This window comes from Shewanella metallivivens, assembly GCF_028750675.1.
GTDB lineage: Bacteria > Pseudomonadota > Gammaproteobacteria > Enterobacterales > Shewanellaceae > Shewanella > Shewanella metallivivens.
Genome location: NZ_JAQQPZ010000013.1, coordinates 1 through 20110, shown reverse-complemented (window position 1 = coordinate 20110; position 20110 = coordinate 1). Strand labels below are relative to the sequence as shown.

The 20110-nt window shown below is 43.1% G+C and carries 19 protein-coding genes; 14 read left to right on the top strand and 5 right to left on the bottom strand.

The genetic code is table 11. The features are described from left to right. Window positions 1-81: 81 nt before the first annotated feature. Window positions 82-1161 (bottom strand): outer membrane-stress sensor serine endopeptidase DegS, encoded by a 1080-nt coding sequence (gene degS / locus PQR79_RS12770; protein WP_238107186.1) that lies wholly within the window; start codon window positions 1159-1161, stop codon window positions 82-84. Window positions 1162-1328: 167 nt separating this feature from the next. Then, complete coding sequence (gene degQ / locus PQR79_RS12765; RefSeq protein WP_238106527.1) at window positions 1329-2678, bottom strand: Do family serine endopeptidase DegQ; 1350 nt, start codon at window positions 2676-2678, stop codon at window positions 1329-1331. A gap of 291 nt (window positions 2679-2969) precedes the next feature. Between degQ and zapE the strand changes: the two genes are divergently transcribed. From zapE to rlmB, 8 genes are all read left to right on the top strand, one after another. Continuing rightward, a complete protein-coding gene (gene zapE, locus PQR79_RS12760) occupies window positions 2970-4082 on the top strand; it encodes a cell division protein ZapE (protein ID WP_238106528.1) in 1113 nt (370 codons plus the stop codon). A gap of 300 nt (window positions 4083-4382) precedes the next feature. Then, the gene (gene rplM, locus PQR79_RS12755; RefSeq protein WP_188922409.1) at window positions 4383-4814 is read left to right on the top strand and encodes a 50S ribosomal protein L13; all 432 of its coding nucleotides are present in this window, start codon (window positions 4383-4385) and stop codon (window positions 4812-4814) included. 14 nt (window positions 4815-4828) lie between these two features. Beyond that, window positions 4829-5221 carry a 30S ribosomal protein S9 gene (rpsI, locus tag PQR79_RS12750; protein WP_238106529.1) on the top strand — a complete coding sequence of 131 codons (393 nt, stop codon included), beginning with the start codon at window positions 4829-4831 and terminating at the stop codon, window positions 5219-5221. A gap of 386 nt (window positions 5222-5607) precedes the next feature. After that, window positions 5608-5796: a DUF2065 family protein gene (locus PQR79_RS12745; RefSeq protein WP_238106530.1), complete on the top strand. Its 189-nt coding sequence runs from the start codon at window positions 5608-5610 to the stop codon at window positions 5794-5796. A gap of 69 nt (window positions 5797-5865) precedes the next feature. Next, window positions 5866-7161: an adenylosuccinate synthase gene (locus tag PQR79_RS12740; protein WP_238106531.1), complete on the top strand. Its 1296-nt coding sequence runs from the start codon at window positions 5866-5868 to the stop codon at window positions 7159-7161. A 142-nt stretch (window positions 7162-7303) separates the two neighbouring features. Next, window positions 7304-7921, top strand: coding sequence for a tetratricopeptide repeat protein (locus PQR79_RS12735; RefSeq protein WP_238106532.1), 618 nt, complete (start codon window positions 7304-7306; stop codon window positions 7919-7921). A 37-nt stretch (window positions 7922-7958) separates the two neighbouring features. Beyond that, on the top strand, window positions 7959-10406 hold the full coding sequence (rnr, locus tag PQR79_RS12730; RefSeq protein ID WP_238106533.1) for a ribonuclease R: 2448 nt from the start codon (window positions 7959-7961) through the stop codon (window positions 10404-10406). Window positions 10407-10410: 4 nt separating this feature from the next. Further along, window positions 10411-11154, top strand: a complete 744-nt coding sequence (gene rlmB / locus PQR79_RS12725; RefSeq protein ID WP_238106534.1) for a 23S rRNA (guanosine(2251)-2'-O)-methyltransferase RlmB — start codon at window positions 10411-10413, stop codon at window positions 11152-11154. Between the two features lie 121 nt (window positions 11155-11275). On the opposite strand, the gene PQR79_RS12720 is transcribed toward rlmB, so the two are convergent. Continuing rightward, the gene (locus tag PQR79_RS12720) at window positions 11276-12706 is read right to left on the bottom strand and encodes an MFS transporter (RefSeq protein WP_238106535.1); all 1431 of its coding nucleotides are present in this window, start codon (window positions 12704-12706) and stop codon (window positions 11276-11278) included. A gap of 73 nt (window positions 12707-12779) precedes the next feature. Then, window positions 12780-13532 (bottom strand): DUF481 domain-containing protein, encoded by a 753-nt coding sequence (locus PQR79_RS12715; protein ID WP_238106536.1) that lies wholly within the window; start codon window positions 13530-13532, stop codon window positions 12780-12782. Window positions 13533-13747: 215 nt separating this feature from the next. Between PQR79_RS12715 and rpsF the strand changes: the two genes are divergently transcribed. From rpsF to rplI, 4 genes are read left to right on the top strand one after another with little or no spacing between them, the layout of a single operon-like run. Next, a complete protein-coding gene (gene rpsF, locus PQR79_RS12710) occupies window positions 13748-14143 on the top strand; it encodes a 30S ribosomal protein S6 (RefSeq protein ID WP_238106537.1) in 396 nt (131 codons plus the stop codon). Between the two features lie 8 nt (window positions 14144-14151). Further along, window positions 14152-14454, top strand: coding sequence for a primosomal replication protein N (gene priB / locus PQR79_RS12705; RefSeq protein WP_160052670.1), 303 nt, complete (start codon window positions 14152-14154; stop codon window positions 14452-14454). 12 nt (window positions 14455-14466) lie between these two features. Next, on the top strand, window positions 14467-14694 hold the full coding sequence (rpsR, locus tag PQR79_RS12700; protein ID WP_006083042.1) for a 30S ribosomal protein S18: 228 nt from the start codon (window positions 14467-14469) through the stop codon (window positions 14692-14694). A 42-nt stretch (window positions 14695-14736) separates the two neighbouring features. Further along, on the top strand, window positions 14737-15189 hold the full coding sequence (gene rplI / locus PQR79_RS12695; protein ID WP_238106538.1) for a 50S ribosomal protein L9: 453 nt from the start codon (window positions 14737-14739) through the stop codon (window positions 15187-15189). 251 nt (window positions 15190-15440) lie between these two features. Here the strand turns inward: rplI and PQR79_RS12690 are convergent, their stop codons facing one another. Further along, window positions 15441-17906 carry a S46 family peptidase gene (locus PQR79_RS12690; RefSeq protein ID WP_238106539.1) on the bottom strand — a complete coding sequence of 822 codons (2466 nt, stop codon included), beginning with the start codon at window positions 17904-17906 and terminating at the stop codon, window positions 15441-15443. A gap of 132 nt (window positions 17907-18038) precedes the next feature. Between PQR79_RS12690 and dnaB the strand changes: the two genes are divergently transcribed. Continuing rightward, window positions 18039-19445 carry a replicative DNA helicase gene (gene dnaB, locus PQR79_RS12685; RefSeq protein ID WP_238106540.1) on the top strand — a complete coding sequence of 469 codons (1407 nt, stop codon included), beginning with the start codon at window positions 18039-18041 and terminating at the stop codon, window positions 19443-19445. Between the two features lie 123 nt (window positions 19446-19568). Further along, the coding region (locus tag PQR79_RS12680; protein ID WP_274408530.1) for an alanine racemase at window positions 19569-20110 on the top strand (542 nt) is incomplete at its 3' end.

Genomic DNA, 20110 nt, shown 5'->3' with positions numbered 1-20110 from the left:
ATGACGGTACTAAAAAGCCATTCAATGATGAGTTGAATGGCTTTTTTTATGTGTTGATTTTATCGATCTAGTCATGCGGATTTATTCAGGCTCATTGATTTTCTCTGCGATGATAACCGGAAAGGTTTGGGTTTTACCTTCACGAATGATGACCATGTCCATTCTGGTACCGGGTGGCGTTTCTGCAATTCGATCTAATAGCATTTCGACGCCGGGAACGTCTTCACCATTATATTGGGTTATCACATCCCGCGGAGCTAAACCAGCGCGAGCGGCGGGGCCATCTGGATCAACACCTGTGACTAATACCCCTTTCATATCGGGTAAGTTGAGGATTTGTGCAACGACCTGGTTAATGGGTTCACCAGAGATGCCTAGAGCACCACGGATCACGCGGCCATGTGTTATTAATTTATCCATAATGCTATGAGCCAATTTTATTGGAATAGCAAAGCTAATGCCGTTGCCACCATTATCGCCGCCCACCTGGAATGCGGCTGTGTTAATGCCGATTAATTCACCATTGGTGTCAATTAATGCACCACCTGAGTTACCTGCATTAATGGCGGCATCGGTTTGTAAAAAGTCCAAATAACCAGAGCTTAATCCATTACGTCCTGTTGCACTGATAATACCTTGGGTGATGGTTTGGCCGATGTTGTATGGATTACCAATGGCTAAAACAACATCACCTACTTGTGCTGGGTTATTAAGGTTAAACGGTACTATGGGTAAGTTATCGCCTTCAATTTTGAGCACGGCTAAATCTGTCACAGGATCGGAGCCAACCACTTCAGATGTAAATTTACGTCCATCTTGCAGTGCAATGACAATTTCATCGGCTTTTTTTATTACATGGTAATTGGTGAGTACGTATCCATCTTTGCTCATAATGACACCAGAGCCTAAACCCTGGAGCGAGCTTGCGTTTAGCGGGTTACGCTGGTCGATGCTCAAGCTGTAAATATTCGCCACCGCTGGTGCCGCACGGCGAACCGCTTTGGCAAAAGACAACTCAGCCCCACCACTGTGCACAGAAGATAAACCTGTATTAAGGGAATGATTAGGCAGAATCGATGTGATAACTAAAAAAATAGCTGCCATGATCAGGCCAAATACCACAGCTTTTACGATATAGATGCACGTGTCTTTTAAATTCATGGCCTGACATTTGTTGAAAAATATGAACTTTATCTTAACATAGCTCAAAAAATTAAGCATCGGCCAAGCTAACACCGATGCTTAAATCTTCAAGTCAGTTCACACTCATTTAACAGCGTGATAATGACGGGTTATTATTCGAAACGAATAATCTACTGTTAACTGACTTAGCGTAAAACTAAATACAGTAAATTGTTGTCTCTTAATATCTTTAACGCCACTGAACTTTGCTGATCTTCCAATGCTTCTTTTAACGCTTTTAGGCTGGAAATTTTAGTGCGGTTTAGCCCAACAATTAAATCTCCTTTTTGCAAGCCACTCATGGCGGCGGGCGAGCCCTGGGCAATCTCGGTGATTTCAATGCCTTTTTTATTGTCTTCTAATGTTGCACCTTGCAACATTGGATGTACATTACCAGCTTCTGCTTCCACTTTGTCTGCTTCACCTAAAGTCGCTTTAATGGTTTTCTTGTCACCGTCGCGAATAATACCAAACTCGACTTTGGCGCCTGCGCCCATAGTGGCTACTTTAGCGCGTAATTCTTGGAAGCTCTTAATGCTACGACCATTAAGGCTGACAATGATATCACCTGCTTTTAATCCTGCTTTATCAGCAGCACTTTTCGGCATGACTTCATTAACAAAACCACCATGTTGTGTATCTAAACCAAAGGCTTTTGCCAACTCATTATCTAAATCACGGCCTGAAACCCCTAATACACCGCGGCGTACTTCACCGTGTTCAATAATTTGATCGACTAAGTTGTGGACCATGTTAGCTGGAATGGCAAAGCCAATACCTACGTTACCACCATTAGGGGCAACAATTGCGGTGTTGATACCAATCAGCTCACCGTTTAAGTTCACTAAGGCTCCACCCGAGTTACCACTATTAATAGCAGCGTCGGTTTGAATAAAGTTTTCGAGCATTTCGATGCCTAAACCACTGCGACCAAGTGCACTAACGATACCTGACGTCACGGTTTGCCCTAAGCCAAATGGATTACCAATCGCCACGGCAAAGTCGCCTACGCGAATATTGTCTGAATCGGTTTGGTTAATTTCGGTTAAGTTTTTAGCGTCTATTTGCAACAAAGCAATATCTGACTCTTTATCTGCACCAATTAATTTGGCTTTGATTTCACGGCCATCATGCAAGCCAATTTGAATATCATCAGCACCATTGATGACATGATTGTTGGTCACAATATAACCTTTGTCAGCGTCAATAATGACTCCAGAGCCTAAGCCTCTAAAAGGGCGCTCCTGTACTTGCTCTTGTGGCGCATTAGGGCCAAAGAAATAACGGAATACATCTGGCACTCGTTGTTTTGATACTTGAGTACCTGATACGGCTACCGAAACTACCGCAGGGGTCGTACGCTCTAACATTGGGGCTAAACTTGGTACGGCTTGGCCTTCAACGGCTTGCGGAATGGCGGCTTGCGATACTGCAGGGTATAACGACAAAGAGGCGGTTAATAGTGCTGCAGAAAGTAGGCTTAATTTGGTTTTCATAGGTTAGGTAGCTCCTGATTGCATTCAAGCTTGTAAATAAAATATGTGGCTTGATTACAAGAATTCAAAGTTAAATATCGTTAATAAATTAGCGTAGACAACACAGCATGTTGTCGCGATAAAAGTGGCCATAAATATAGGTTAATCTGAGTTAACTATTGAGAGTGACGGTGGATTTGTTAGTTCCATTTTGATTAACAAACCTTAATTTGATCCCGTTAAGCAGTTACTCGTATTGAATTTTTAATGTTATTATCCACATTAATTTATTGATGTAAGAGAGTCGTAATTGTGACGCAGTTGACCCCTTGGCAGCATTATCAGCAAGACCTTACCCGAGAAGATTTTTCACATGATGCCGCACAAGAGCAAGCGGTTAAGTCATTGCAACGTGTTTATGATGAAATCATTGCAGCAAACAAACCCAGTTCTGGTTTATCGAAGTTATTTGCTGCCGTAGGGGTAAAAGCCAAGCCTGCACCTGTAACAGGATTATATTTATGGGGCGGAGTAGGGCGTGGCAAAACTTATTTAATGGATACATTTTATGATGCATTGCCAGGTGATCGTAAATTACGAGCGCACTTTCATCGTTTTATGCATCAAGTACATCATGAACTCGACGGTTTAAAAGGCGTACAAGATCCATTGATTACCATTGCGAAGAAAATGGCCAATCAATATCAAGTTATCTGTTTTGATGAGTTTTTTGTATCAGATATTACCGACGCCATGTTATTGGGCACATTATTCCAAGAGCTGTTTAAGCAAGGGGTCGCACTGGTCGCAACATCGAATATTATCCCTGACGAGTTGTATAAAAATGGCTTGCAGCGTGTCCGTTTTTTACCGGCAATTGCATTAATTAATCAACATTGTGAAGTCCTTAATGTTGACTCTGGTATTGATTATCGCCTGCGAACGCTTGAACAAGCTGAAATCTACCATTATCCATTAGATGAACAAGCGGATATCAATTTACTCCACTACTTTGCGCAACTTGCGCCTGAATCTGAAGTGCAAACAGAAGCGATTGAAATTGACGGTCGAGCGATTAATATCCGCCAACAATCTCAAGGGGTATTGTTGATTAGTTTTAGAGACATGTGTGATGGTCCTCGTTCGCAGCGAGATTACATGGAAATCGCCTGCCTTTATCACACAGTATTGTTAAGTGGCATTGAGCAAATGGGCGCTCAGCAAACAGGTGATGATATCGCCAGACGCTTTTTGGCAATGGTGGATGAGTTTTACGAACGTAATGTTAAATTAATCGTGTCGGCGCAAATAGAGTTAGAACATATTTATACTGATGGTCAATTAAGTTTTGAGTTTAGACGTTGTCGTTCTCGCTTAATTGAAATGCAATCACGTGACTACCTCGCTCTAGAGCACTTACCTTAAGCGATAAATGGCATCGTGCTTAGCATGAAAATAGCCGGGAAATGACCTTATCTTTGATGGTTGAGTTAGAAGATGGCACGCAAAGCTAATGAATCGAATTTTTTATCTTTTTAGCAAAATAGCAGGTGATTTTTGCATCTGCTTTGCGTATAATCCGCACCCTGCCCACGTTACTCCGCCAATTGGGCGGAAGTTGTAAGCCAATATTCGTGCTCGAAGGGGCAAGAATCGGTAATTTTGTGTTGATTGCATTTGCATTCAGCATGTGAGACAGAATTTTAAACATTGGGTTTTTGTATAATGAAGACTACATATACTGCTACACCAGAGACGGTTACTCGTGACTGGTTCGTTGTTGACGCTGAAGGCAAAACTTTAGGTCGTATTGCAACTGAAATCGCAACTCGCTTACGCGGCAAGCATAAGCCAGAATACACTCCTCACGTTGACACTGGTGATTACATCATCGTTATCAATGCTGAAAAAGTGACTGTAACTGGTAACAAAGCAGCTGGTAAAATTTACTACTCGCATTCAGGTTTCCCTGGTGGCATCAAGCAAATCAGCTTCGAAAAGCTACAGGCTCAAAAGCCAGAAATGATTATCGAGAAAGCAGTTAAGGGTATGTTACCAAAAGGTCCTTTGGGCCGTGCTATGTTCCGTAAGCTTAAAGTTTACGCTGGCACTGAACATAACCACGCTGCACAACAACCACAAGTTCTTGATATCTAAACGGGAGTAAGCAAATGTCTGCAACTCAGTACTACGGCACTGGCCGTCGCAAAACATCTACAGCTCGCGTTTTCGCTAAAGCAGGTAGTGGCAACATCGTTGTAAACCAACGTCCTTTGGATGTTTATTTTGGTCGTGAAACTGCTCGTATGGTTGTTCGTCAACCATTAGAATTAGTTGAAATGACTGAAAAGTTAGACATCTATGTAACTGTTAAGGGCGGTGGTATCACTGGCCAAGCTGGTGCAATCCGTCACGGTATTACCCGTGCACTTATGCAACTAGATGAAGCTTTACGTCCTACTCTACGTAGCGCTGGTTTTGTTACCCGTGATGCTCGTAAAGTTGAACGTAAGAAAGTTGGTTTACGTAAAGCACGTCGTAAGCCACAGTTCTCTAAGCGTTAATTCGTTTATTGGATTCAAAAAACCCAGCTTATGCTGGGTTTTTTATTACCCGAAAGAAAGGTAAAACCAATCCTTATTGGCATGTGATCTCTTTTAGACTGCGCCACTAGACCGAGTGCAATGAAAATGACCGTAGGTGTAATCATTTACATCCAAGTCATTTGAGCCCAAATAGGGGGTGTGACACAGGTCCTAGGCAAGTAATAGAATTGTAGGCATAGTTGCCGAATACACAATGTCCTCAGAAGGCAGCCTCGAATACCGCACTGATCATTTTCGCTAAAAGAGCACATTCTAATACGGGGTGGTATAAATCATTGTGCTATTTCGCGCATAATCAAAAACACTAGATTGAATTTTTACAAGTGAACGTTGAGGTTTTATACATGAGTTTACAGTTATTAATGACGGCGTTAGGCTTGGTTTTGGTTCTTGAGGGCCTTGGTCCGCTTATTTTTCCGACTCAATGGCAAAAATATTTATTAGAGCTTTCAACGCAAAAGCAAAATGTTCTCAGACGCTTAGGTGGTAGTCTGGTGACTGCTGGCGTCGTTTTATTGATCATTTTTCAATAAAATACTTGGCTATAACATACTAAAATCTGTTAAAATTCTATTTTATACCACAAGACGTTGCAGCTAATAATGGGCAAAAATGTAGTCGTACTCGGCACTCAATGGGGTGACGAAGGCAAAGGTAAGATTGTCGACCTTTTAACAGAACAGGCAAAATACGTAGTTCGTTACCAAGGCGGCCATAATGCTGGTCATACTTTGGTAATTGATGGTGAAAAAACCGTTCTTCATTTAATTCCGTCTGGCATTTTACGTGACAATGTAAAATGTATCATCGGTAATGGTGTTGTCGTAGCGCCTGACGCGTTGATGAAAGAAATCAACATGCTTAAAGGCCGCGGTATTCCTGTCGAAGAGCGTTTACTGATCTCTGAAGCATGTCCGCTTATTCTTCCATTCCATTGTGCACTTGATGTTGCTCGCGAAAAAGCGCGCGGTAATAAAGCCATTGGTACTACTGGACGCGGTATTGGTCCTGCATATGAAGACAAAGTGTCGCGTCGCGGTTTGCGCATTGGCGATTTGTTTAATGCAGAACTGTTTGCCACTAAGTTACAAGAAGTCATGAAATACCATAACTTCATGCTGACTGAGTACTATCAAGCTGAAGCCGTTGATTATCAACAGACTCTTGACGATGCGTTAGCAATTGCTGACTACTTAAAGAGCATGTGTGTTGACGTAACCGAAATGCTGGATACAGCACGCAAAGCGGGTGAGCCAATTCTATTTGAAGGTGCTCAAGGGACATTATTGGATATCGACCACGGTACTTATCCATTTGTTACCTCATCAAACACTACCGCTGGCGGTGTTGCGACAGGTTCAGGTTTTGGTCCTCGCCATTTAGATTACGTGCTTGGTATCATGAAAGCATACACCACTCGTGTTGGCGCGGGTCCTTTCCCAACTGAGCTGGCTAATGAAATCGGTGATTACATCGGTGAAAAAGGCCAAGAGTTTGGTGCAACAACAGGTCGTAAACGTCGTCCTGGTTGGTTAGATGCAGTGGCAATGCGCCGTGCAGTACAAATCAATAGTGTTAGCGGTTTCTGTTTAACTAAACTAGACGTATTAGATGGTCTAGAAGAAGTTAAAATCTGTGTAGGCTATCAGTATCCAGATGGTACAGTTGAAAAGGTGACTCCTTTAGCAGCTGAAGGCTACGAGCTAGTAACACCGGTTTATGAAACTATGCCAGGTTGGAGTGAAAACACCTTTGGTGCGACCTCAATTGAGCAGTTACCTGCGGCAGCTATCAACTATATTAAGCGTCTCGAAGAATTATTAGAAACGCCAGTTGATATTATCTCTACGGGTCCGGACAGAAATCAAACGATGATTTTGCTTAGTCCGTTCAAGTAAAAGAAACAGGCCGCGAAAGCGGCCTTTTTGATCCGTGACGTAATTTGATTAGCAACGGCAATGCATTTTACCAGATTGTAGAACTCAAGAAATACACTATACTGCCGATAAATAAGTCATCATAGTGCCATCGAGAATCCTTATGTTGCGTTTATCTTTAGCTCTACTAAGCCTTATTTCTGTTAATGTATTCGCCTTAACAGAAGCCGTCGATATTTATAGCGACAAACAGTTGATCTCGTTGATCCACTCAGATCAGTATTTACAACGTGTTAAGGCTGATGACTGCCAATTAGTGCAAGATATCGAGGCTAGAGCAGAAGTATTAAAACAACCCTTGTACCAATTCTTATGGGGTGAGATGTTAAATAATGGCGTGTGTGTTAGCGCACATCCATCGCGCGGTATGATGTTATTGCAAACATCAGCAGAGCAAGGTAGCTCAGAAGCCATGGTAAAATTGGCGGATTATTATTATCGCGGTAAACTAGTGGTTAAAAATCCTAATCGCGCAGTACAGTACGTGTTACCTGCTGCCGCCAATGGTAATGTTGCGGCAAGAATGTTGCTAGTACGTTTATTTGGCGAAGGTTATGGTAGCCCAACAGATTATGAAATGGGTTATCATTGGTTATATAACAGTATATTTGATAACGATGCCCAGCAGAAAAAGGCCTCGTCTTTATTGCAGATGTTAGCTGCAAAAATGCCCGCCAGTAGAGTGGCCAGGGCCCAGCAGCCACAGCTGTACACACGTTAAAAGCTCCACATTATGGAGCGAATTATTTGGAAATTGAATGATCAACGATCCTCATTTTGAGAGAGAGCAAGACAAGTACGACAATCCTATTCCTAGCCGCGAGTACATTTTAGAATACTTGCGCGCGCAAAAGTCTCCCGTCAGCCGTGACAAAATAGCCCAAGCATTAAACATTACAGAAGAAGAGCCTCTAGAGGCGCTGCGTCGTCGCTTGCGCGCTATGGAGCGTGATGGCCAGTTAGTCTTTACTCGTGGTCAAAGCTATGGTCTGCCTGAGCGTATGGACTTATTATCTGGTAGCGTGATTGGCCATCGTGATGGCTTTGGCTTTTTTAAACCAGACGAGGGCGGTGACGACCTGTTTATTAACAATCGTGACATGCTGATGTATTTTCATGGCGATAAAGTCTTGGCTCAAAAAGCCGGAACTGATCGCCGTGGCCGTCGTGAAGCGCGTATCGTCCGTTTGGTGCAAGAACGCACCGCCGCTTTAGTTGGCCGTTATCATGTTGATGGTGGCATGGGGTTTGTGATTGCCGATGACCGTCGAATCACCCAAGAGATTTTAATCGATAATAACGATCGCAATGGTGCCAGAGCTGGCGATGTGGTTGTGGTTGAACTCACCCGCCGTCCCGGTCGGTTTGTTAAAGCTGCAGCTAAAGTGACTGAAGTATTGGGTAAAACCATGGCGCCAGGCATGGAAATCGAAATTGCTTTACGTAATTACGATTTACCACACACTTGGTCTGCTGTCATTGAGAAGAAACTTAAGCGCATTCCAGACGAAGTGCCTGAGTCAGACAAAGAAGGCCGCGTAGACTTGCGCCACCTACCGCTAGTGACTATCGATGGCGAAGATGCGCGTGACTTTGATGATGCAGTTTATGCTCAAGTTAAGCCCAGTGGTGGCTGGCGTTTATGGGTGGCAATTGCAGATGTCAGTCATTATGTTCGTACCGATTCAGCTTTAGACACAGAAGCGCGTTCGCGTGGTAACTCGGTGTATTTCCCGTCGCAAGTGATCCCGATGTTACCGGAAAAAATCTCCAACGGATTATGTTCACTGAATCCACATGTCGATCGCCTGTGTATGGTTGCCGAAATGACGATTTCGGCAGCGGGTAAACTGTCTGGTACTAAGTTTTATCCTGCGGTGATGCACTCACACGCGCGTTTTACGTATACGCAAGTTGCAGATATGCTCGAAGGCGGCCCTATCGCGCCGGAACACGAAGCACTGTTTCCGCATTTATTGTGCTTACAATCTTTGTATCTTACTTTAGATCAGCGCAGGGCTGAACGCGGTGCTATTGCATTTGAAACTCTTGAAACACAGTTTATTTTTAACGAGCAACGCAAAATTGAGAAAATTGTGCCTCGCAGCCGCAATCAAGCCCATAAAATCATTGAAGAATGTATGATTTTGGCCAACGTTGCTTCAGCTAAGTTTGTTAAAAAGCACAAAGGTGAAGTGTTATATCGTGTCCATGAGGCACCGTCTGAACAAAAACTGGCTAACTTTAAAGAGTTTTTAGCTGAGCGCGGTTTAAGCATGGATGGCGGTTTAGAGCCGACACCAACCGATTATCAAAACCTGATGTTAAAAATTGCCGATAGACCTGACTTTGAGTTAATTCAAGTCATGCTGTTACGTTCAATGCGTCAAGCCATTTACACCCCAGACAACGAAGGTCACTTCGGCTTGGCCTTGGAGGCTTACTCTCACTTTACTTCACCGATTCGTCGCTATCCAGATTTAATTTTGCACCGAGTGATTAAGTATTTATTGGCTAATGAACAAGGTGAAGTTAAAGATAAGTGGACTTCGGATGGTGGTTATCAATACCAATTAGAAGAACTTGATTTACTTGGTGAAGAATGTTCAACGACTGAACGCCGTGCAGATGAAGCGACCCGTGATGTGAGCGATTGGCTTAAATGTGAATACATGCAAGATCACGTAGGTGACACCTTTGATGCCGTCATCGCCTCAGTCACCAGCTTTGGTCTGTTTGTCCGCTTAAACGAGCTGTTTATTGATGGTTTGGTACATATTTCAAGCTTAGCGAGTGATTACTATCAATTTGATCCAATGCGTCAGCGTTTAGTGGGGGAAAATACTCGTCAAGTGTATCAAGTCGGTGATGAAGTGACTGTTAAAGTTGCCGCTGTGAACTTAGATGACCGACAAATTGATCTGTTGATGGAAGGTGACAGTGGTAAAGGCCGTGGTAAAAAACCGCGAGCGGGCAATAAGCCACTTACCGCCCGTGAGCGCGCTAATCTTGAAGGTGCAAAAGCTTCACGTTCGACCTCAGGTGAACAATCAGACAAGCCCAAAGCCCGTAGGAGCCGTTCAGGTGCTAAACCTACAGGGGCGAAAAAGCCAGCAGGTAGTAAGTCATCAGCAAAAACCAAAGATGCAGGCAAAACCAAATCGACAGTAAAGAAAACCTCTGCCAAGCGCAGCAAGAGAAAGTAATTAAATGAAAAAACAAGATACTATTTTTGGCATTCATGCCGTTCAAGCCCTATTAGCTAACAGCCCTGAGCGTGTTATTGAGCTGTGGTTATTGCAAGGTCGCGATGATGAACGTTTAACGCCATTAATTAATACCGCTTCAGAGTTTGGCACAACCTTACAGCGTGCAGCGCGTAAAGTGTTGGATGAAAAGGCCGGTAGTTCGCAGCATCAAGGTATTGTTGCCCGCGTAAAGGCCGCTAAACCATTAACTGAAAATGATTTAGACGCGCTACTCGATAAAACTGCCGTACCATTTTTGCTTATTTTAGATGGCGTGACCGATCCACATAACTTAGGTGCTTGTCTGCGTAATGCTGACGCAGCAGGTGTGCACGCTATCATTGTGCCAAAAGATAACTCAGTTGGATTAACCTCAACTGTGAGCAAAGTGGCTTGTGGCGCAGCGGAAACGATTCCGCTATTTCAAGTGACTAACCTGGCGCGTACTATGCGTCATTTGCAAGATAAAGGTGTGTGGATTGTCGGTACTGCTGGTGAAGCGGATGGCAATGTCTACCAAGCCGATTTAACAGGTCCATTAGCGATTGCTATGGGTGCAGAAGACAAAGGTTTACGTCGTTTATCACGTGAAAGCTGTGATTCGCTAATCTCTATTCCGATGGCGGGCAGTGTGTCGAGCTTAAATGTGTCAGTGGCAACTGGTATTTGTTTATTTGAAGCGGTTAGGCAGCGTTTAAGTGCTTAGTATTTGAGTTACCGTGCCTAGTTCGCTTAATGAGTTTAGTTGTTAGCGAGTCTAGTTGTTAGTGATAGTTAGATGATAAAAAACGGCGATAATGTGATTATCGCCGTTTTTGTTTTAGCTGTTAGCGCCGGCTCATTTCATTATCGACGTCTTCATCGTCAATATCATCATCTCGAGAGTTATCTTCAGCATCTTCACCAATATAGGCATAAGCGGCGTTGTAATCCGCTTGTTCTTCGGTGTCGTCAAGTGTTTCTTCGATGTCATCATCGAGACGGTCAAATGCGTCATCTGCTGGGTAAATCATTTGCTCATTAACCATCTCAACATCGACACGAGGGTCAAGTGATGCCGCTAATGGTGAGCTGACTAAGTCACCACCCGCCATCACATAATCGCCAGTAGAGAACTCTTCGGCTTTTTGACGTCGATTCACCCAGATGAGTCTAGCGAGTAACGTAAATGAACAAATTGCCATAAAACCATAAAGCATTTGATCGCCAATAGCTTGCATTAAACTCGACGCAATAAGAGGGCCAATACTCGCGCCTATCCCAAAGGTCACTAAGATGGTTGCGGATAACCCAACACGTTCATGTTGTTCAACACGAGAGTTAGCCAGTGCAGTCGCTAGAGGGTATAAGGTAAACGCTAAAATACCAAATAAGCTTGTGAGTACTAACGAATAAACAGAGTGAAAAGGAACGATGGCGATGAATAATACCAACACGCCTAATAAGGTGCAGTTTATTCTAATCAGTACACTGCGCGAAATAATGTCAGACAATTTACCCATTGGCCATTGCGCCAGTAATCCCGCACAAATAGTACATGTCATATACAGAGCGACATGTTCAGGGTCGATGCCTTTCGCGGTAGCATATGACGGGGCCAAACCATAAAAGCAACCTACTATCATGCTGCCGAAGGCAATAGTTGATAACGCCTGTGGCGCACGTTGCCAAAAGTGACCCATTTTTAATGGTGCAGGTGTCAGTGGCTCAGGGTGAATTCGGCGTGTGATGGCAATGGGTACGATGCATAATGCAAAACAAATGGCGATTAACAGCAGCGGCTCAATGCCCAGATCAGGATATAAACTAATTGCACCTTGACCGGCCATTAACCCTAGATAAGATACAATCATGTAACTGGCGAATACGGTGCCACGTTGATTGGTTTCAGCTTGTTCGTTTAGCCAGCTTTCGAGCACCATGTACTGGCACATCATCCCCATACCAACAGCAAGACGCAGTATTAACCATACGGTTAAATTATCAATTAACGCATGGCCTAATGCCGAGGCGGTAACAATGCCCGCACAGGCAACAAAAGCACGTATGTGGCCCACTTGAGCAATCAGTTTATGGCCAACTTTAGAGCCACACACCAGCCCAATATAATAGGCTGACATCATCCCACCAATCCATATTTGTGGTACGTCCATATTGGTTAGGCTTAGGCCTAAATAGGTCGTGAGTAGACCTGCGGCAAGCACCATTAAAAAGGTGGTACCATATAATGATGCAAAACTGCGTAGCGGGCTGTCCATAACTGAGCCTCTTAAAGTTCAGTAAAATTATGTTTTACTGAAAGAATGACCTTTTCGTTTCATTCTAGTTAAGTTATTGAAAGGTATATAATAAATTAAACGTGGTGACGGTATCAGTCTTTTTACTGTCTTCTGGTACCACTTCGGTGTATTTGACGTTCATGCCTATTTTAAATGCCCAGTCTTGAATAAAGGTATTTTTATAGCTCATATCAAGCGTTAAGGTATTGTTTTCTAAACCTGTTTCGGCGGTTACGTCAGCATTAAAACTGGTATATTCCTGCAATTTAACGGTGTATTTAGCTGCTGTACGCAGAATAACATCACGGTTATCATCAGGATCTGGCTCAGTGGTACTTGCTTGAGGTTGGTCATAACGATAACCCGGACCGGCTTCAAGGCTAAGTTTGGTGGTATAGTTTTTTATTAAGTCAAAACCATAACCGGTAGAAATAGTACTAATACGGGTGTATGAGCCGTATTCGTCCCAAGTAAATTCGCCACGACCAAATACATAACCACGGTCTAATTTATAGTTGGACTGTAAATATAGCTCATATTTTTCTGAGGTTGACTCGCTGCCATCTGCCGCGTAATACGCTTTTAACGTCGCCTCTTGTTTTGTTTTTAATGAATCATAGGTCAGGTAAGTACGGCCGTTAAAGTTTTTGGTTTCGTTGTTGCCGCTATTTAATTGAAGGCCTGCTTCGACTTCAGCATTAAAGCTGGTGTCTGGTTCTTGGTACTCAGGCGGAACCAATGCCCATGCTGAAGCTGATAATAAGAAGAGGCAGCAGGTGAGAACGGTTTTTTTTATTGTCATCATTAAAAGGCTTTATTCTGTGATGGCGTAAACGCAGGGTTTTTAACTGCCGACATCATACCTGCAATCAAGTTTGCTGAAAAGAGAGTTATTGCTTGAGTTTCGGTCTGGGTTTATGTATTATCGCGCGCTCAAATCAGTCACTTTAATTCGTTCCTTGCCTCCACATTGGTCTGACTGAGCCAGAAAAGAGGCTACTTAACCGTAAGGAGCAATAAATGCGTCATTACGAAATCGTATTTATGGTTCACCCAGATCAAAGTGAACAAGTCCCAGGTATGATTGAACGTTACACCGGTGTTATCACCGCTGCTAACGGTACAGTACACCGCTTAGAAGATTGGGGCCGTCGTCAATTGGCTTACCCAATCCAAGACCTACATAAAGCTCACTATGTTCTTATGAACGTAGAAGCATCTGCAGAGTCTATCGAAGAGTTAGAAACAGCTTTCCGTTTCAACGACGCTGTTCTGCGTAACATGGTAATGCGCACTAAAGTTGCCGTTACTGAAGCTTCACCTATGGCTAAAGCAAGAGACGAGCGTGATTCACGTCGTACTTCTTCTGATGACCGTAGCAATGAAGAAGAAAGCGCTGAAGAAAACGCTGAATAATTTACTCTGTGAATAACCACTTAACTTTGTTTGGTACGGTCACCCGAACTAAACGATTAAATAGCCCTAGCGGGATAAACCATACGGTTATTACGGTAGAGCATAAATCACAGCGTTATGAAGCAGAGTTATTACGAAACGTATACTGCATTATTCAAGTGATATTAAGTGGACCACGCTTTAATAGCGTTACAGATAAATTACAAGCAGGTGTGCAAGTTGAAGTAGAAGGGTTTCTTTCACTACAACAAGGACGAAATGGTCAAAACCGTTTAGTTTTGCATGCTGAAAATGTCGAATTGAAAACTTAGGAGACTGTCAAAATGGCACGTTATTTCCGTCGTCGCAAGTTCTGCCGTTTCACCGCTGAAGGTGTTGCAGAGATTGATTACAAAGATATCGTTACTTTAAAGAACTACATCACTGAAAGCGGCAAGATTGTTCCTAGCCGTATCACTGGTACTAGTGCTAAATACCAACGCCAACTAGCTCGCGCTATCAAGCGTGCTCGTTATCTTTCTCTACTGCCATATACTGATTTACATCAGTAATATTGCAGTATTAATTCCTAATCGAATAAAGAGGATTTGATAATGAACGTTATTCTGCTAGATAAAGTTGCAAACTTAGGTGGCTTAGGCGATCAAGTTTCTGTTAAAGCTGGTTATGCTCGTAACTTCCTTTTACCATACGGTAAAGCAGTTGTAGCAAACGCAGCAAACACTGAAGTATTTGAAGCTCGTCGTGCTGAATTAGAAGCTAAATTAGCTGCTGAATTAGCTACTGCGACAGCTCGTGCTGAAAAATTAGCTGCATTAGAATCAGTGGTTATTGCTTCTAAAGCAGGTGATGAAGGTAAATTATTCGGTTCAGTTGGCAACCGTGACATCGCTGATGCAGTTACTGCAGCAGGCGTTGAACTTGCTAAATCTGAAGTCCGTTTACCTTTAGGTGCTTTACGCACTACTGGTGACTTCGAAGTTGAAGTACAAGTACACACTGAAGTTAAAGCTGTAGTTAAAGTGTCTGTTGTTGCAGAAGCTTAATTGCCTTTAGCGTTAAAAAAACACCGCCTCAGGGCGGTGTTTTTTTTTTGGATGATTCATAATCTGACACTGTCAGCTCATTGTTAGAGCGGGCATAGTGACAACAGAGATTGAGTGACACCAAGCCCTCAAAAGGCTGCTGCGAATACCTCACTTCTAGTGCGGATTGTATTATCCTTGAAGCTAGTGAATGCTCGGCCCCACCACAGCAGGGGGCTCGATAACCCCTTGCAGTGTCTCTGTTGTATATTCTACTGTGTGAGAGGCAGCTTCGCTTCAGTAGCATTGTCGGTCACTTCATTGGCGACAACGCCATCACTGATCATCTGAGGGACCGGAGCTGATGCAACCTGGTCAGCAACTGCATTTGTTGTCTCTTTAGCACTATTGCCCATTTGTTCAAGCGTTGGTTCGTTTACTTGTGGCAGTTGTGTTTCAGCGCTTTGTGTCGGTACAGTCTTGACGTGCGTTGTATCATTGGCAACATCTGCATTATTAGCTGCTGTTTGTGCGGCTTGTTGTAGTGACGCCTCGTCTAATTTTAATTCTTTAATCAAATTATCCGCATGATCGACTTTGTCCATCATCCACAGGATGTAACGTATATCAACGTGAACAGCACGTGTAATGGTAGGGTTAAAAAACCAGTCTTTGGTAATAGCTTCGTAAGTTGAGTCAAAGTTTAAGCCGACTAATTCACCTTTACCGTTAAATACTGGGGAGCCAGAGTTACCACCGGTAGTATCTGCACTGGATAAAAAGTTAACCGGAACCGAGTTAAAATCAGCGGGTTTATCTAGGCAAGACATAAATTGGCAGTTACTTGGCTGCTGATACACTGACGTGACACGGTGTTTTCCGAGATCGTCAGATTTAATCGCCGCCAATAATTTTGCCGGAACATTAAAAGGCTCTTTGCCTGTGTGTTTAGCCAACAGGCCTTCTAAGCGAGTAAAAGGTTGTTTATACATGGCATCTTTAGACTGATATCCATCGACCATGCCGTAAGTGATACGCAATGTGCGGTTGGCATCAGGATATACTGGCCAATTATTGGATTTGTAATAATCAATAATTGCCTTCATATACTCAGGACGAACAGATGATAGTTTACCTTCGAGTAATTTCTCACTTTGTTCTAATGCCATATTCGTGTCATGAATCGCCACGGCTAGACGTATAAAAGGGTCTTCGCTGGTTTCAAAATCGATTGCTTTCTTGGTGAGCCAGTTCAGGCGTTTGGTTTGGTCGGTGAGTTCTGTGAGTGCGTACAAACCTTCAACTTTTGACTCTAACTCTTCAAAGTTTTCAGAAATACTCAGTGCGTTATCAAAAACCGTATTTCTGACGGGTTGTCTAACGTAGGCTTGAAGATCTTGTAGCCATAAGGTTTTGTCTACTGCGGGATCAAAACGGCTATCAATACGTTTTAAATCGGCTTTGAACAGCTTCATGTCACGCAGTTGATAACCGGGTTCGCGTTTATCATTTGGTTTTTGTCTTTCTTTTGCTAATCGATACAATTTACTTGCGGCGGTTAGCATTTCGCTTGAGAGGGCATTTTTATAAAAGTAATTGGTTTGCATTTGCTGATGTTGTTCACTCAGTAATGCTTCAAGATCAATAATTAGGTTTTGATTAGCATCAGGGTCTTGTTTCAACCAGGCTAAAAAGTCATTTTCACGTTGTTGCTTAATACCGACAATATCAGTGGCATTAAAGCCGTCGAGTAGACCATTCAGCTTTTTCATTCGGTTGGCCATTGATGCCATAGTACCAGCATACTTTAAAGCAATATCTTTATCGATTTCACCCATTAACGTTATGGTGTCAATTTGCAACTGATAGCGCTCTGCAAACGTGGGGTATAACCAATCACTGGCAAATTGTAACTCGCTGGTTAAGTTATAGCGGCTTGTGGCGCCAGGGTAACCGGCAACAAAAATACCGTCGCCCGCTTTTACACCATTAGGGTTAATGGTTAAATAACTTTTTGGTTGATAAGGTACGTTGTCTTTATCGAATATGGCAGGTTTGCCGTCTTTACCCACATAAGCACGCAAAAAGGTAAAGTCGCCAGAATGGCGGGGGTATTCATAATTATCGATATCACCACCAAATCCGCCGACGGTTTCTGGTGGCGCATAAACTAAACGCACGTCACGAATAATCAATCTTTTAGTGAGATAATATTCAAGTCCATGGTGAAAACTGTCGACCTGACAGCGATAGTTACTGTCGACTTCACATTCTTTTACTAATGCTTTGCTATTGGTTTGGATACCCTCAAAACGTGCAAGAGGCTCCTGACTTAGGTTAGTGAGCACCTTGTCGGTTACATTGGTAACTTCCTCGGTAATGTAGAGTCGTTCATTTGGGCCTGCCGAGGGCTCTTCTGCTTGGGTGTGCGCTAGGAAGCCATCGGCTAAATAATTGTGCTCTTTTTTGCTGTTATATTGGATACCTCGGTAAGCACAATGATGGTTTGTGACAACTAGGCCTTGGGGCGATACAAAACTGGCGGTACAATAGCCCAAACTGACTACAGCATTCATTGGGTATTGCCCTAAGTCGGCAAGTTGTGCCGCAGGAATATCAATGCCTCGTTGCTGTAACTTGTCGGCAATTGAAAGCATTTGATAAGGTTGCCATTGGCCTTCATCAGCATAAGCGAAATAAGATGTCAGCACTAATGCTGCAACAAGTGCAATACGCATGTATTTTCCTTAAATTAAGAGTTTATTAACCGTTGACCGAATCGTCATTTTAATTCTAAATGACTGTGCGAATTAAGCTTAGCTTCGGTGTTATACCATATTTTGTAAAGTCGTTGTAAATTGGGAGTGTTAATGTCACAACAAGGTGCTTTTAAAGCTAGAAATAGGCAAAAAGATGCAGAAGTTAATGCATTAAAGTTGCCACCCCATTCTATTGAAGCAGAGCAATCCGTGTTGGGGGGCTTAATGCTCGATGCTGAAGCATGGGACCGTGTTTCTGAAGCGGTTGTGCCTGAAGATTTTTATTCTCGTTCACATCGAATGATTTTTAATGCGATGCAAAAGTTGATGGAGTCAGGCCAGCCGCTTGATTTAATTACGGTATCGGAACAACTCGAAATTGAAGATCAGCTCGAAGATGCTGGCGGCTTTGCTTATTTGGGTGAAATTGCTAAAAATACACCCAGTGCCGGTAACATTTTGTCTTACGCTGATATTGTGCGTGAGCGTGCGGTTGTACGTGACATGATTGGTGTCGCTCATGAAATTGCAGATGCGGGCTATAACCCTGAAGGCCGAGACTCGAGTGCTTTACTTGATTTAGCCGAAACCAAAGTATTTAAAATTGCTGAGATGCGTGCCAATGCCAACGAAGGCCCTGAAAACATCAAAAGCATTCTTGAAAAAACCGTCGATAAAATCGAGCAGCTTTATAATAATCCTCACAATGGTGTCACTGGGGTGTCGAGCGGTTTTAATGATTTAGATAAGATGACTGCAGGCTTCCAATCAGGTGATTTAATTATTGTTGCTGCTCGTCCATCGATGGGTAAAACCACCTTCGCGATGAACTTATGCGAACAGGCCGCAATGAATGAAGATAAGCCAGTGCTTATTTTTAGTCTCGAAATGCCGTCAGAACAAATTATGATGCGTATGCTGGCCTCGCTTGGCCGGGTTGATCAAACTAAAATACGTACGGGTCAATTAGATGATGAGGATTGGGCGCGCGTTTCATCAACCATGGGTATTATGCTTGAGCAAGGCAAAATGTACATTGATGATGGTTCAGGCTTAACGCCTACCGAAGTGCGTAGTCGTGCTAGACGTATTGCGCGCGAGCATGGTGGCTTGTCGATGATCATGATCGATTACTTGCAGTTAATGCAGGTCCCCTCGTTAAAAGATAATCGTACCTTAGAAATTTCAGAAATCTCGCGCTCATTAAAAGCCTTAGCAAAAGAGCTTGAAATCCCGGTTATTGCACTGTCGCAGCTTAACCGCTCGCTAGAGCAACGCGCTGATAAACGTCCGGTTAACTCAGACTTACGTGAATCAGGCGCAATCGAGCAGGATGCTGATTTAATTATGTTTATTTATCGCGATGAGGTGTATAACGACAACTCAGAAGATAAAGGCACAGCTGAAATTATTATTGGTAAACAACGTAATGGTCCAATTGGTCGTGTACGTTTAGTATTCCAGGGGCAATTTTCGCGTTTTGATAATTACGCTGGGCCGCAATTTGAAGAAGATTAATCATTGATTATATAGTATTTAATTTTGCTTCTAGGTTATTTACGATCTTTGGCTGGTGAGTGATGGCGTTATTTTTTGCCGGCAAAATGCGTTATGTTTTTATTGTTTAATTAAGGCAGTCTATTGAAACCGTTCCCCCGTGCTGAAATCAGTCGTCACGCATTACAAAGTAACTTAGCACAGCTACGTCTGATTGCGCCTAATAGTAAAATTATGGCGGTGGTTAAAGCCAATGGTTATGGCCATGGCTTATTAAATGTCGCTGAAAGTGTCGGCATATTAAACTTTATTAAAAGTGTGGGTAAGTACGATGGCGGTGCGGATGGTTTTGGTTTAGCCCGACTTGAAGAAGCATTACAGCTGCGTGCCGGCGGGGTTGAAGGTAAGCTATTATTGTTGGAAGGTTTTTTTCGTCAATCTGACTTGCCTTTACTGGTCATGCATAACATCGATACCGTGGTTCATCATGAATCGCAATTACAGATGCTGGAAACGATCAAGCTTGATAAACCCGTTACAGTGTGGATAAAAATTGATACCGGAATGCACCGTATCGGTTTTAGTTTAAATCAGTTTGAACACATCTATCAGCGCTTATTGAATTGCCCACAAGTGGCTAAACCCATCCATTTAATGACTCACTTTGCTTGTGCTGACGAACCTGA

Coding starts and splice junctions, on each gene's coding strand:
- PQR79_RS12735 (WP_238106532.1), top strand. CDS start 7,304: ATGTTGCGTTTATCTTTAGCTCTACTAAGCCTTATTTCTGTTAATGTA.
- PQR79_RS12690 (WP_238106539.1), bottom strand. CDS start 17,906: ATGCGTATTGCACTTGTTGCAGCATTAGTGCTGACATCTTATTTCGCT.
- rpsR (WP_006083042.1), top strand. CDS start 14,467: ATGGCACGTTATTTCCGTCGTCGCAAGTTCTGCCGTTTCACCGCTGAA.
- rpsI (WP_238106529.1), top strand. CDS start 4,829: ATGTCTGCAACTCAGTACTACGGCACTGGCCGTCGCAAAACATCTACA.
- degQ (WP_238106527.1), bottom strand. CDS start 2,678: ATGAAAACCAAATTAAGCCTACTTTCTGCAGCACTATTAACCGCCTCT.
- PQR79_RS12745 (WP_238106530.1), top strand. CDS start 5,608: ATGAGTTTACAGTTATTAATGACGGCGTTAGGCTTGGTTTTGGTTCTT.
- PQR79_RS12740 (WP_238106531.1), top strand. CDS start 5,866: ATGGGCAAAAATGTAGTCGTACTCGGCACTCAATGGGGTGACGAAGGC.
- rnr (WP_238106533.1), top strand. CDS start 7,959: ATGATCAACGATCCTCATTTTGAGAGAGAGCAAGACAAGTACGACAAT.
- rplM (WP_188922409.1), top strand. CDS start 4,383: ATGAAGACTACATATACTGCTACACCAGAGACGGTTACTCGTGACTGG.
- PQR79_RS12720 (WP_238106535.1), bottom strand. CDS start 12,706: ATGGACAGCCCGCTACGCAGTTTTGCATCATTATATGGTACCACCTTT.
- rlmB (WP_238106534.1), top strand. CDS start 10,411: ATGAAAAAACAAGATACTATTTTTGGCATTCATGCCGTTCAAGCCCTA.
- degS (WP_238107186.1), bottom strand. CDS start 1,161: ATGAATTTAAAAGACACGTGCATCTATATCGTAAAAGCTGTGGTATTT.
- rplI (WP_238106538.1), top strand. CDS start 14,737: ATGAACGTTATTCTGCTAGATAAAGTTGCAAACTTAGGTGGCTTAGGC.
- dnaB (WP_238106540.1), top strand. CDS start 18,039: ATGTCACAACAAGGTGCTTTTAAAGCTAGAAATAGGCAAAAAGATGCA.
- PQR79_RS12715 (WP_238106536.1), bottom strand. CDS start 13,532: ATGATGACAATAAAAAAAACCGTTCTCACCTGCTGCCTCTTCTTATTA.
- rpsF (WP_238106537.1), top strand. CDS start 13,748: ATGCGTCATTACGAAATCGTATTTATGGTTCACCCAGATCAAAGTGAA.